The sequence below is a fragment of the Leuconostoc gasicomitatum LMG 18811 genome (genome assembly GCF_000196855.1).
GTDB classification, from domain to species: Bacteria; Bacillota; Bacilli; order Lactobacillales; family Lactobacillaceae; genus Leuconostoc; species Leuconostoc gasicomitatum.
Window position 1 is genome coordinate 1,693,398 of the sequence record NC_014319.1, and the last position, 13,917, is coordinate 1,707,314.

The window sequence follows — 13,917 nt, forward strand, 5'->3', positions numbered from 1 at the left end:
ATATGGGAGAAACTTTATGTCTATCTTTACAAGAGCATTTAAACGAGAATCTGTTAATACCTACATAAAAGCTGATTCTCATATGTCGCGTGTATTAACAACACGTGACTTGATTGGTTTAGGTGTTGGCACTGTGATTGGCACAGGAATTTTCATATTACCTGGTCATGAAGCTGCACAACATGCCGGTCCTGCTGTAGCTGTAGCTTTTCTAATAGCAGCAATATTTTCAGGGTTATCAGGTATGGCATTCGCTGAATTTTCATCCGCAATGCCTGTCGCTGGATCTGCTTATTCTTATGGTACCGTTATTTACGGCGAGATTATTGGTTGGTTACTTGGCTGGTCCTTAATTTTAGAGTATTTTTTGGCTGTTTCAGCTATCGCTACTGGCTTTTCTGCTTATCTCGGAAATTTATTAACAATATTTAACATTCATATTCCCAAGGCATTAATGTCTGGGCCTATGGAGGGTGGTGTTATTAATCTTTTCGCCGTTTTAATCATATTACTGGTAACAGTTATCTTGTCACGCGGTTTAAACGCCTCTAAAAAAATTGAAAATGGCGCTGTTATCTTAAAGGTCGCTATTCTTGTCCTATTTATTGTTGGTGGTTCATTTTTCATCAAGCACACTAATTATGTGCCATTTTATCCAAAGGAATTTCAAACTGGTATTGGTGGCCTTGGTGGCCTTTCTGCTGCGACAGCTAGTATTATTTTCGCTTTTCTTGGTTTTGACACAATTGCAGCACACGCTGCTGAAGTTAAAAATCCGCAAAAAACAATGGCTCGCGGTATTATCGGCACAGTTATCATCTCTGCTTTACTATATGTTCTATTCTCAATTGTTCTGACCGGCATCGTTAACTACAAAAAACTTGGTGTTGATGACCCTGCTGCATTTGCTTTGCAATCTATACATCAAACACAATTTGCCGTCGTTATTACTGTTGGCGCTTTGATTGGGATGTTTACAGCCATATTGGCATTAATTTATGCGTCATCTCGTTTGACCTATTCATTTGGTCGTGACGGCTTATTACCAAGATCATTGGGTAAAATTTCTGCTGGATCGCATTTACCAGTAAATGCTTTAATACTGGCTATTATTATTGAATCTATTTTTGCCGGTTTGATTCCATTAAACACTTTAGCAAACTTAATTAATGCAGGTACATTATTAGCTTTTATGTTTATCAACTTCGGTATTTTAATTTTACGTCGTCGCAAAGATTTATCACATGATGGCTTCAAAGTACCCGGTTATCCCGTAATCCCCTTCATTGCCGGCGTCATCAGCTTCATATTATTGACACAATTGCCTTCTGAAACACTTGAATTATTTGCTGTGTGGGTTCTTATTGGTATTATCTGGTACTTCGCCTATGGTATTCATCACTCAAAATTATCGTAACACGATGTACCTTGCTTCTAATCGAGAAATTAGGCTGTATCTATATAACATTTAGTGCAGAAAATGCCTAAATCTAAATGAATAAGCGCATTATTGACTAAAATCCATAATCTGTATGAATCATATACAGATCATGGATTTTTTTAATAGCCACTGTTATTATCCTCAAAATACGCATTAACAAATTAAAACGCCGATCACAGATTAAATATCTGTGGTCGGCGACTTCATAAAAAAGATAGTTTATACTAATTAATTTTCTGCTGTTTCAAGCAAGCCATACTTGCCATCTTGGCGCTTATAAATAACCGAATCGGTGTTCGTTTCTGCGTCTTTAAAAATAAAGAAACTGTGTTCCAACAAATCCATTTGTAGCGCTGCTTCTTCTGGCGACATTGGTTTTAAATCTACTTGCTTTGTGCGAACAATTTGCAAAGCATCATCATCCACTTCGGATGCCGGAATCTCATCATTAGAATCAATTCCCTTAAACCCAGTCTCACGTGACTTACGGTTAATTTTAGTCTTGTACTTACGAATTTGACGTTCTAATTTTTCAGAAACAGCATCCACTGCTGCATACAAGTCAGGATTTGTATCTTCCGCACGTAACACAACATAAGGTAGTACAATTGTTACTTCAACTTTACCAGAATTATCTGATTTATAGGTGCGTAAGTTAACGTTAGCACTCGATTTTTCTTCGATGTAACGATTCAACTTTGTCAGACGCTTCTCCACATACTCACGAAGTGCGTCAGTCACTGCAATATTTTCGCCACGTACATTATAATCTAGCATAATAAATTCCTCCATTGAGTTACTACATTCATTATACCATACGTGTAAGCGTTTTCTGTCAAAATATTCATTTTTCCATAATCATCGAGATAAAGATATACTTTTCACATTTTTAGCGCCACATTCGTATAACAAATCTGCTGCATGATATAGGGTATTACCTGTAGTATAAACGTCATCAACCAATAGTACCTCTTTGCCCTTCAAAGACACCTGCTCTATCATTGTAAACGGTTGTTTTCTCGTCATTCGTATTTGACGATTAAATTGCGACTGAGGAGATTTTTCCTTTGCAAATACTTTAAGAAGTTGCTCGTACTGTATACCCTCAATTAATCCAGTTGTTTGATTAAATCCTCGTGTTAACATTGTGTGTTCACTCACTGGGATTGGTACGACAATATCAGCATTCAAAATATTAATTTTTTGACTGAACACACGATTAAAAATGACACGTAAGTCATAATCACCATCAAATTTATATTGTTTCATAAATTGACGCATAGCATCATTATACTGATACAAAGCTGTATGATTTAATAACTTTTTTCCTTTTTGTTGCCAAAGATAGCAATCATGACATAATTGACTATTTGTTTGTTGTCTACCACATCCTAAACATCCCACTATAATGACGCTAAACGCTAATTCACATGTTAGACATAATTTTTTTTTTGCTTTTTTTATGACATTAAATGTTTCTAATAATGATAATTTGTTATGGCTATTATTTTGACATAAATGACAACTCATACTCGTCCTCCTAACTGTTGCCCGCGTTTATTCATTTGTCTAATTTGGCGCTGTGCAGCTATTACTTTAAAATTTGTATGTTGGACATAGGCTTTCACTAAACCAGTTGGGCGATCTTTATTGCGACCAACACGACCAGCGATTTGAACTAAAGCATTTTCACTAAATATTTTTTCATCAGCACCTAAAATCAAAACATCTATGCCAGGAAACGTCACACCACGTTCTAAAATGGTCGTAGTCACAAGATATTGAATTGTTTGGTCTCTCATATTTTGAACCTTTTCTTGTCTTTTCGGATCACCAGCAAACACATGATCTCCAAGCATATCTGGAAAATTATTTTTTATATTTTGATACACACCCACTAGATCTGAAACTTGTGGCACAAAGATTAAAAATCTTCTCTTTGTTTGACTAAATTGTTTAATCTGTCGCAAAAAAATGACTGGTAATTTTTTTCGCCAAGGGCCGACAATTGTTGTTTTTAAAACTGGCAATAAATGTTGATGAAACCGTAACGGTAAATAAGAGGTTGTTAATAACTGCCGTTTCACTTGTTGTTGCAATGCTTTTGTCGGTGTTGCACTAAGATAAATTACTGCACTATTTATTTTTCGAGCATTTTTTACCGCATGTGCTAACATTTGATCCCCAGCGTACGGAAAACTATCAACTTCATCAACAATTAACAAATCAAATGCCGATTTAAACCGTAACATTTGATGTGTTGTGGCTAAAACAAGTGGTGTATAGCGATACGCTTCAGTTTGTTCGCCATGTAAAACGACTTTATCAGTTTCTGAAAAAGCCTGCTGTAATCGTGGTGCCAACTCAAGGATAACATCAACTCGCGGTGAAACAATAGCGATACGATATTTTTGTGTCAAGGCTTGGTGAATAACTGGAAATAACATCTCAGTTTTACCTGCACCCGTCACGGCCCAAACAAGATGTTCACGTTGCCGTGATAATGTCTCAAGTAGTTCATCGCTAACTACTTTTTGTTGCTGTGTTAATTGTCCAGTCCAAGATAAAATATCGTTACCATCAAAGTTATTGGGCTCAGGAAGTGAAAGAAGTACATCAAGTGTACTAACCCGTCCTAATGCTAAACAGGCACGACAATAAAAATGATTTTTTGGTAATTTACCATGCACATTTTGACCACATCGTTGACAAATATTGCCAATAAATGCAGCTGAAGAAACAATGTTTTCTGGTACTTTATTTACTTTTGCGTGAACAACTTGTCGACCAAAATATGATTTCATACTGTATAATACGATTTATGACTAACTATATCACAATCGCCCCAAATAATTTTATTTGGGAACAAAACATTAAAAAATCACGGTTTATTTTAAACGTTGCTCGTATTACTTCAGAAGAGCATGCACGCTTATTTATTGATCAAATATCTAAAACTCATGACAAGGCAAGCCACAACGTCTTCGCCTACACACTTGGTGATAATAATCAAATTAAGCGTTACTCGGACAACGGTGAACCTAGTGGTACAGCTGGGATTCCTATCCTAGAAGTTCTACAAAAAAATGAATTGCATGATGTCGTTGCAGTCGTGACACGCTACTTTGGCGGTGTTAAATTAGGCGCTGGTGGTTTAATACGCGCTTATGCCGGAACAGTAGCGGATGGTATTAAGGCTGCTGGATTAGTTTCACGGTTGACTCGTTTAAAACTAACTATTACAGTAAATTACAAAAATGCAGATATGCTCACTTACTGGCTAACTAGCCACGATTACCAAGTTATGAACACCCAATACGATACAGTTGTCCATATTATTGTGCCTGTATCAACGGATAATATTCCTGAATTTCAAGTAACATTAAATGATTTACTTGCTGGACAAGTAACATTTGAAATTGGTGAAGAAACTTTCTTTGAATTTCCAGTTAAATAGGCTATAATTGAATAGTTATGATCTGCTAGTGTAATGGATCGCACACAAGATTCCGGTTCTTGAGATCCGGGTTCGACTCCCGGGTGGATCATTATTTAACAAAAAGCCGTTAAACCTTTATTTTAAAAGGTTTAACGGCTTTTTACGTATAGCATAAATTGAATAAATCATGGAAAAGGTAAGTAAAAATTACAGGTCTTCTGTATCGATAGTCATGGCCGCTGGTTCTGGTGACACAACATTATGCCCTGTATTGGCTGCAATTTGTTCAAAGAGGATCCCTTCACGTAACCCACTTTGTGAAAAAATAACTTGCTGACCCTCAGTAAACAGAAGCAACTCAACTAATGGTAACAACCCACCAACAATAATATCACCGCGTTCCTTCGCAAGACCAGGTATTTTTTTGCGTTCTTCAAGATCTTTTTTTAAGATATTTTGATAAATTAAAGCCACTTCACCAACATTTAAATGATAGCCGTGAACTGCCATTCCTTGAATTTTTTCTTTTTTGCGACTGATTTTTGCTAATGTACGGTTACTACCGCCAAGTGCAATCAGAGGCATATTAATTGATTCACGAAGCCATGATATGTCGCCAAATAGTTGTCTTAAAGCCACTATTGCTGAAAACAATGCCCCAGCTGATATATGATCTTTTTCCAAATAACTTTCTGAGATGTTAACCGCGCCAACTGGTAAACTGACAGCATGCACCGCCTGCTTGTTACGAACCAGAATTAACTCTGATGATGCACCTCCCGTATCTAAAATCAACGCATCGTTAATCGGAAAGGTATTGATAACACCAACAAAGTCAAAATGTGCCTCTTCTTCACCGGTTAACACATTTAGTTCAAAACCCATTTCTTTCTTAAATGCAATCAAAAATTCAGCTTGATTACTTGCTTGTCGCACCGCAGCTGTCGCAACGGCATGTATCTCTACTTTATCATTATCATACACTTTTAAAGCTTGCTTGAATTTATTCAAAGCCGTCAAAGTACGTGCAACTGCTTCGGGTTGCAGTACCTTATCTGGGCCCATTCCAGTCGATAAACGGACCATTTCTTGAAATCTTGCTAAAACCTCATAAGAACCATCATGATGATAACGACTAACTGTCATCCGTACTGAATTAGATCCCAAATCTATCACTGCAATGACTGTCATTCTTCACCTCCATACTCTTCACTAATAAACGGATTATTCAACGGTTCAAACCTTTGCTTTGTTGCCGTTAGTTGTTCTTGTTTCATTTGATTGTTTTGTTGTACTAAAGTATCTTGTGTAAACATTTCTTGTGCATCAAGGGCCATCACACCGCGACGATCTTTCTTTTCAAAACTACCATTTGCTTGTAACACACGTGTTTTAACATTATCATGCCACATAATTTGAAAGATAGATAGCACCTTATCACGTAAACGATCATTTTTGAGTGGGAAAAGTAGTTCAACGCGTCGATCCAAATTACGAGTCATTAGGTCAGCTGATGACAAGTAAACTTTAGGATTACCGTCATTTTCAAAGCTATAAATACGACTATGTTCCAAAAATCGGCCAACAATCGAATGTACTTCTATTGTTTCACTAACTTCTGGTATTCCCACCTTCAACATAGTAATTCCTCGAATAATTAATGACACCTTAACCCCTGCTTGACTAGCTTGATACAAATGTCTTATCATACGTTCGTCTGATAGTGAGTTAAACTTCATTTTAATTCCAGCAACTTTACCTGCCTTTGCATTCGCAATTTCATTATCAATTTGTTCATAAATAAATTCACGAATACCATCTGGTGACATATGTAATTGATGGAAATAACCTGGGTCTGAGTAGCCAGTTAAAATATTAAAGATCGATGCAACATCTGCGCCTAATTCTGAGTCACTGGTTAATAGTCCTAAATCCGTATAAAAATTAGCTGTCACATCATTATAATTACCAGTTCCCAAATGGACATATCGTCGAATTGTATCATCTTCTCGCCGCACAACTAATACAACTTTTGCATGCGTTTTTAATCCTCGCAACCCATAAACAACGTGTACACCTTGTCGCTCTAGTTCTCGTGCCCAATGCACATTATTTTCTTCATCAAAGCGAGCCTTAATTTCAACTAAAACTGTAACTTGTTTGCCATGTTGTGCAGCTTCACCTAACGCTTTAACAATAGGAGACTTGCCTGATACACGGTACAATGTCATTTTAATGGCGAGTACCTGATCATCTTTTGCAGCAGTTTGAATAAATTCTATCACAGGTTTAAAGGAATCATAAGGATGGTGTAATAAATAGTCTTGATGTTTAATGCTATTAAATAATTTATCCGGTGCCAAATTTGGATTATTATAACCCTTAAATGGTGGAAACTTTAGATCTGGTGCCTGAATAAATTTCAACCACACATTCAAAAATGTTAAATCAATTGGCCCATTAACCATATATGCACGAGACTCATCTACATGCAGTAACTTGATTAACTTTATCCGTAATGATGAACTCGTTGTTCGCGAAAAAATTACCCGAATAACGCGGCCTCGTTCTCGTTCTTGCAATTTAGATTGTACATCTTGAAGAATATTTGGTGTATCTTCATCATCTGCTATATCTAATTCCATATCTCGAATAACATGAAATACCGTTGATTCTCTGATGACATAGCCTGGAAATAAAGAAGGCAAAAATAGTTGAACAATATCTTCAATTAAAATATACTGATTTTTCTCTGGTAATGCTATGACACGACCCGAAGTTTCAGGCACTTGCAATACAGCAATATACTTTTCTAACTTATCCTCTGATTTTTTAAGACGCACACCTATATTTAATGTATCGTTTGCTAAAAAAGGAAATGGTCGTGTCGTGTCAATCGCCATTGGTGTTAAAACTGGTAATAATTCTTGATCAAAAAAGCGTTTCAGAAATTGTATTTGATTGGCAGTCAAATCGTCAGAATGTAATAATTCAAAGCCTTCACGCCTTAACGCAGGTAATAAACTGCGAGTTAACACTTGATATTGTTTTTTAATTTGTCCTCCGGCAACCTTTGAAATTTCATCTAATTGCTTTGTTGGTGTCAAACCGGCTGCGTCTACTCGATCATGTCCAATCATGACCTGCTGCTGCAAGCTAGCAACACGCACCATAAACCATTCGTCCATATTTTTTTGCGTGATTGCCAAAAAATTGGCACGCTCAAATAATGGATTTTGAACATCGCGCGCTTCTTCTAACACCCGATCATTAAATGCTAACCAACTGATTTCACGATTGACATAATATTTTGTACGTTTAAAATCAACCATTAGCCTCTTCTCCTTTGTCGCTTCAACACGATGGGCAATCCAAATACTGTTTCAAAAAATTTTGCTTTCTGAGCAAATACATAAATTTCAAGTTGTAAATCAGCAATTGTCTGTCCTATAATTGTAATATTATCATCAGATATTGATACTGCTAATTTACTAATTTTTTGCAAGCGACTGTCATCCAAAGCATCGGCTAACCGTAATAAGGATGCTAACTTTGCAATACGCAATCGTTGTTGTGGTGAAAAATCTTGCACGGTACGTAAGGCATTATCAGGTGTCTCGGCGCTGTGATATCTGGCTATAGCTGCAATCATACGTTGTTCAGAGGTAGATAGACCATGAAAATCAATTCCCTCAAGAATTTCTTCTGAATACTGATAGTGTTTCTGAGAATTAATAAAGCCACCAACATCATGTACTAAAGCGGCAACCCCCAATAACAATCGATCACGTTTATTCAAATGATGAATTTTTTTCAAGCGATCAAATAACTGCCTAGCATAAACCAACACAATTTCACGATGTTTTTCTTCAACCATATAGCGATCAGCAATACCACGTGCAGCGGTAATGATGTCATCTTCAGCATGATTATCAGTGACTGACAAGCCATCTAATACCGTTAAATCGCTAATTTGTAAGGTATTGACACCCACTGCGACCATAACATTCATTAATAATAACATTTCTATCAATGCAAAGGGTACGTCATTTAAATTAACAGCGTACTTCTCAATAATTGCCTGATCATTCATAGTTGCTAAATCATCAATGACATTTTGTAACTGATCTTTTGACACAACAATCCAGTGATGGTTTTCTGGTAAAAATATATTCTGCGCTGAGTCGGCACCCAGTAAGATTAAAGTTTCAGTATGTTTAAATGGTGGTAACATATGCCAAAAATCGGCTAATTTACTACTAATAAACTCACCCGCCAAAGATTTTTCCTGTGCAACTTCAACTGACATAGCATTAATTGATTGTGCTAGTTTGACTGGTCCTACGGATGAGTGTTGAGAAAATTCAAAACGATTTTTCTCAAAATATCCCAAATCAATGCGACCTGAACTCATGCCAAGTACAAAGGCATTTTTTTCAATTAACGCTGTATGCTGAATACCCTGTGCATGGCGGACAGCAAGTTGTCGATAATAACTTTCTTGATTGCCGTTTAACCAATTAATGCTAAGACCAGTTATACTTTCAATTTGGTCTGCAAAATATACTGCATTTTTAACTTGTGACAATGCTTCACTACCAAATAACCGTATATCACGGACACCATAGTCACGTAATAATTGTCGAAAACGTTGCACTTGATCTAATATGCGTCGCATGATTTCGACTGAAAACGTCGATGTGTTAATATCACTTTCACTAAATTCCCGGTTAACATTTTCAATTTTGTTACCAGTCTTAGTATCAATAATTTGTAATGCAGCTGTGCTGGAATTCAGTAATACGATGCCCTCTAATTTCGCCATATTCACCCCTACCTCTAACGTATACGTTACACTAAGTTTATCATATATATGACGCTGCGAACTTATAAATCCGGTAAATAATTAATTTTATAATATATTTTAATTTAATCGTGATACTTAAAAGAACAAGTTTTTTCGTGATCATTAATAATACCTATCCCTTGTAAATAGGAATAAATAGTTACCGGTCCCAAAAATTTAAACCCTCTTTTCTTCATATCCTTCGCAACAGTTTGAGATAAGGCATTTTGTGCCGGCACGTCTTGATTGGCTATAACTTGGTTATCTATTATTTTATTGTTAGTAAACTGCCATATGTAATTAGAAAAACTATCAAATTCATCTTGCACGCGTTTTATGGCACGTGCATTATTAATTGTTGCCAGAATTTTTAAACCATTTCTAATAATATTTGGATTGGTTTTTAAATCTAGAGCCTCTTTTTCTGTCATTTGGCTCACTTGTAGCACGTCAAAATCATGAAAAGCCAATTTCATCCCTGGCCTTTTTCTTAATGAGATTTCCCAACTCAATCCTGCTTGAAAAACTTCCAACGTTAATAACTCAAATAGTGATCGATCATCGTCCCGCAATGGCCGTCCCCATTCCTGATCATGATATTTTGTCATGTCGTTAGTAACTTCATATTTGGCAACCCATTGACAACGAACTATCTTTTTTGTAACCATGTCAATATCCTTTTCATTGGATCCGTCTTTCTCTCAGTATTTCCTACATGCCAATATATCACATGAGCCATTGCTGCCAGACCTAAAGTTGTTCCCACACTTAACCACATTTTTTTATTACGCATACAACAGGCCTTCCAATATTTTATGTACTAAAAAATCATCCCAAAATGGCATGATTTTTGTCATTAATTAAATTACTTGTTTTGAATAGTTTCACGAGCGGCAGCTGATAAGTTATAGAATGAATGAATACCCTTATACTTAGCAGTTGTGTCCAACAATTCTTCAATACGGATTAATTGGTTGTACTTAGCAATACGATCAGTACGTGACAATGAACCAGTCTTAATTTGACCTGCGTTTGTAGCAACAACCAAGTCAGAAATTGTTGTATCTTCTGTTTCACCTGAACGATGAGAAACAATAGCTGTGTAACCAGCTTCTTTAGCCATTTCGATAGCTTCAAAAGTTTCTGTCAAAGTACCAATTTGGTTAACCTTGATCAAGATTGAATTAGCAGCGCCCATGTTGATACCCTTTTCAAGGTATTGTGTGTTAGTAACGAAGAAGTCATCACCAACTAATTGCACTTTTTTACCTAATTCTGCAGTAATTGTAGCCCAGTCTTCCCATTCGTTTTCATCGATAGGATCTTCGATTGAAATGATTGGGTAACGATCTGCCAAGTCTTCAAGATACTTGATAAATTCTGGTGTTGTGAATTCATCACCAGTTGACCAACGCAACTTGTATGTCTTTGTTTCTGCATCGTACAATTCTGATGAGGCAACATCGACAGCGATAGCAATATCTTGACCTGGCTTATAACCAGCAGCTTCAATTGCGCGAATCAAGTACTTTAAAGGTTCTTCGTTATCAGCGAAATCAGGTGCAAATCCACCTTCATCACCAACTGAAGTTGCCTTACCATCTGCTTCTAATAATTTCTTCAAAGCATGGAAAGTTTCTGAACCGTAACGAATTGCTTCCTTAACCGTAGGGGCACCTACGGGCATGATCATAAATTCTTGGAAATCAACCTTGTTAGCTGAATGAGCGCCACCATTGATAACATTCATCATAGGTGTTGGTAATACGTATGAGTTTACACCACCCAAGTATGAGAACAATGGTACGCCTAATTCATCAGCAGCAGCACGGGCTGCAGCAATTGAAACAGCCAAAATAGCATTTGCGCCTAACTTACCCTTATTTTCTGTACCGTCGAGCTCGATCATAGCTTGATCGATTGCACGTTGGTCAGTGACATCAAACTTACCAACCAAAGCTTTAGCGATAGCATCGTTAACATTGGCAACAGCCTTTGTTGTACCCTTACCGCCAAAACGTGACTTGTCGCCATCACGCAATTCAACAGCTTCGTGTTCACCAGTTGAAGCACCAGAAGGTACCATTCCACGACCAAAGCCGCCTAATTCTGTGATAACTTCAGCTTCAAGTGTAGGGTTTCCACGTGAGTCAAGGACTTCGCGTGCGATAATATCAGTAATTAAAGACATATGTCTAATTCTCCTTTGGTTTATGGTTTTATACCATGTATATTATATCACAGGGAGATGACCGAAACACAACTTGTGTCTCAATTATTTTAAGATGATTTAGAAATTGCCATGTGCATGGCTTTTTTAAAGCGATATTGCATTTGTTCAAAACGACGTGTGGTAAATTCTAAATTTTCGTTATCAACACCCAAAAGTTGTCGGACTGTTTGTTTAAATTCAGGCGTTTTAGCAATTTCTGTATTACTTAACATATCACGTAATACACATAGTTGTTCTGGATTATATGTATCTGTTCCCAAATTAAACAGATTTCCTGAATCATCACTATTTTCCGAAATAATTGTTTTTTCAAAATCTGATTTTGCTGTATAATATGATCTCACTAAATCTGTTGCATGGTTTGATAACGCTGTAATAAAGTAAGTTGAAAATTTAGCACGTGGCTTGATTGTGTCAAACTTATTAACACATTTTATCAGTATCTCTAGACCATCTGAATACCAATCATCTGCTGTGATACGACTGCTAATTTTTCGACGATGCACATCGTACATTGCACCACGTAAATGTTTAATTAATACATTATATGCCAACTCATGTCCGTTTTGCGCAGCACGAACAGCTGCTACCAATCTATCTTTCCTCAATTGCCTTCTCCCACTATATTAGTGCTCAAAGTCATTTTACCTGTAAAATATTACAAATAAAAAGCTTCGCACACTTTTTATAATGGATTACGAGAGCTAAATCCTTGATACATTAACAAACTTGCAGCCACACTGGCATTTAAACTTTGAACATGCCCAGTCATTGGAATAGTTAACATGCTATCTACCTTCTTCTTGAGTAATGGTGAAATACCTTTACCTTCATTTCCGATAATCAAAGCAGTTGCCCCTTTCGCATCCCAACGTCGATAATCCTCACCAGCCATGTCGGTCCCAAACACCCAAATACCGCGATCTTTTAATTCACTAACTGTATTAACTAGGTTTGTGACACGAGCCACTGGCACATGCTCAATTGCACCAGTTGAAATTTTAGCCACTGTTGCGGTTAACTGTACTGCACGTCGCTTTGGAATGATAATACCATGTACACCAGCAGCATCAGCAGTTCTTAAAATCGATCCCAAATTATGTGGATCCTCAATACCATCTAAAATCAAGAAAAAAGGTTCTGCTTCGTGTTTTTTAGCATTTTCAAATAAATCATCAATGGTTGCATAGTTAAATGCTGCAACACTCAAAACAACACCTTGATGATTCCCACCATCCGTTAATTCGTCTAGTTTTGATTTTGGTGCTTGTTGAATTACTAATCCTTTTTTCTTAGCTAGTTGGGTTACTTCATTACGTATTTTGTCCTGTAAACCTGTTTGAAGCCATACTTTATTAATTTCTTGTGTCCCTTTTAAAGCTTCAACACTGGCATAATGGCCATATACAAACTCTGTTTGATCTGGTATTTGTTCTTGTTTCATTTGCTCGTTCTCCCTGATTCTACTTGTTCAAAAACCCATGTCATTAATTCACTAATGCGCTCAGATTGCCCTGATAAATGCAAAAATCCAAATAATGCCTCAATACCAGTTGATATACGATATGTCACCACATCGGTATTTTTCGCTTTTGTGTGTGATTTTGCGTTTCGGCCACGTTTGAAATAAATCAATTCGTCATCTGTTAATAGACTATCTGTCATCATGCATGCAAACAACGCTGCATGTGATTTAGCTGAAACATAATGTTTACTGTGTTTTTGCAAGTCATTAACTTTTGTTAAACCTAGCGAGAGCAAGTGCTGGCGCACTTCAAGTTCGTAAATTGCATCACCGATATATGCTAACGATAATCCATTCATTTGTTCATATTGTAAATTTTTCATATCTTTATTATACGCGAGATTTAACATGCACGTATAAGTTTCGTGTGTGTTCTGCAGAACTATTTTAGTGTAAATGAAAAAACCAGGTATGCCTATACATTTGGCCTAAT

At 36.7% G+C, this 13,917-nt stretch carries 13 protein-coding genes; 2 read left to right on the forward strand and 11 right to left on the reverse strand.

The features are described from left to right. Nucleotides 1-16: 16 nt before the first annotated feature. A complete protein-coding gene (locus tag LEGAS_RS08300) occupies nt 17-1,417 on the forward strand; it encodes an APC family permease (RefSeq protein ID WP_013231968.1) in 1,401 nt (466 codons plus the stop codon). A 252-nt stretch (nt 1,418-1,669) separates the two neighbouring features. Here LEGAS_RS08300 and hpf read toward each other — a convergent pair whose 3' ends face one another. From hpf to LEGAS_RS08315, 3 genes are all read right to left on the reverse strand, one after another. Further along, nucleotides 1,670-2,218 (reverse strand): ribosome hibernation-promoting factor, HPF/YfiA family, encoded by a 549-nt coding sequence (hpf, locus tag LEGAS_RS08305; RefSeq protein WP_010382101.1) that lies wholly within the window; start codon nt 2,216-2,218, stop codon nt 1,670-1,672. Between the two features lie 81 nt (nt 2,219-2,299). Further along, the gene (locus LEGAS_RS08310; protein WP_010382099.1) at nt 2,300-2,971 is read right to left on the reverse strand and encodes a ComF family protein; all 672 of its coding nucleotides are present in this window, start codon (nt 2,969-2,971) and stop codon (nt 2,300-2,302) included. Continuing rightward, on the reverse strand, nt 2,968-4,245 hold the full coding sequence (locus LEGAS_RS08315) for an ATP-dependent helicase ComFA (protein ID WP_013231969.1): 1,278 nt from the start codon (nt 4,243-4,245) through the stop codon (nt 2,968-2,970). Before LEGAS_RS08315 ends, LEGAS_RS08310 begins: the two co-directional genes overlap by 4 nt. Nucleotides 4,246-4,262: 17 nt before the next feature. On the opposite strand from LEGAS_RS08315, the gene LEGAS_RS08320 reads away from it, so the two are divergent. Further along, nucleotides 4,263-4,898 (forward strand): YigZ family protein, encoded by a 636-nt coding sequence (locus LEGAS_RS08320; protein WP_010382097.1) that lies wholly within the window; start codon nt 4,263-4,265, stop codon nt 4,896-4,898. A 189-nt stretch (nt 4,899-5,087) separates the two neighbouring features. Here the strand turns inward: LEGAS_RS08320 and LEGAS_RS08325 are convergent, their stop codons facing one another. The 8 genes from LEGAS_RS08325 to LEGAS_RS08360 all read right to left on the reverse strand — a co-directional run bounded on the left by LEGAS_RS08325 (nt 5,088) and on the right by LEGAS_RS08360 (nt 13,807). Continuing rightward, nucleotides 5,088-6,071 carry a Ppx/GppA family phosphatase gene (locus tag LEGAS_RS08325; RefSeq protein WP_010382095.1) on the reverse strand — a complete coding sequence of 328 codons (984 nt, stop codon included), beginning with the start codon at nt 6,069-6,071 and terminating at the stop codon, nt 5,088-5,090. Then, the gene (locus LEGAS_RS08330) at nt 6,068-8,212 is read right to left on the reverse strand and encodes an RNA degradosome polyphosphate kinase (RefSeq protein WP_013231970.1); all 2,145 of its coding nucleotides are present in this window, start codon (nt 8,210-8,212) and stop codon (nt 6,068-6,070) included. The genes LEGAS_RS08325 and LEGAS_RS08330 overlap by 4 nt, the downstream gene beginning before the upstream one ends. Beyond that, nucleotides 8,212-9,705 (reverse strand): Ppx/GppA phosphatase family protein, encoded by a 1,494-nt coding sequence (locus LEGAS_RS08335; protein WP_010382093.1) that lies wholly within the window; start codon nt 9,703-9,705, stop codon nt 8,212-8,214. Before LEGAS_RS08335 ends, LEGAS_RS08330 begins: the two co-directional genes overlap by 1 nt. 104 nt (nt 9,706-9,809) lie before the next feature. Then, a complete protein-coding gene (locus tag LEGAS_RS08340; RefSeq protein ID WP_010382090.1) occupies nt 9,810-10,394 on the reverse strand; it encodes a DNA-3-methyladenine glycosylase I in 585 nt (194 codons plus the stop codon). A 197-nt stretch (nt 10,395-10,591) separates the two neighbouring features. Then, on the reverse strand, nt 10,592-11,917 hold the full coding sequence (gene eno, locus LEGAS_RS08345; RefSeq protein ID WP_010382084.1) for a phosphopyruvate hydratase: 1,326 nt from the start codon (nt 11,915-11,917) through the stop codon (nt 10,592-10,594). A gap of 89 nt (nt 11,918-12,006) precedes the next feature. After that, the gene (locus LEGAS_RS08350; protein WP_013231972.1) at nt 12,007-12,567 is read right to left on the reverse strand and encodes a sigma factor; all 561 of its coding nucleotides are present in this window, start codon (nt 12,565-12,567) and stop codon (nt 12,007-12,009) included. 77 nt (nt 12,568-12,644) lie between these two features. Then, the gene (rlmB, locus tag LEGAS_RS08355; protein ID WP_010382075.1) at nt 12,645-13,403 is read right to left on the reverse strand and encodes a 23S rRNA (guanosine(2251)-2'-O)-methyltransferase RlmB; all 759 of its coding nucleotides are present in this window, start codon (nt 13,401-13,403) and stop codon (nt 12,645-12,647) included. Beyond that, nucleotides 13,400-13,807: a Mini-ribonuclease 3 gene (locus tag LEGAS_RS08360; protein WP_013231973.1), complete on the reverse strand. Its 408-nt coding sequence runs from the start codon at nt 13,805-13,807 to the stop codon at nt 13,400-13,402. Before LEGAS_RS08360 ends, rlmB begins: the two co-directional genes overlap by 4 nt. Nucleotides 13,808-13,917: the final 110 nt, after the last annotated feature.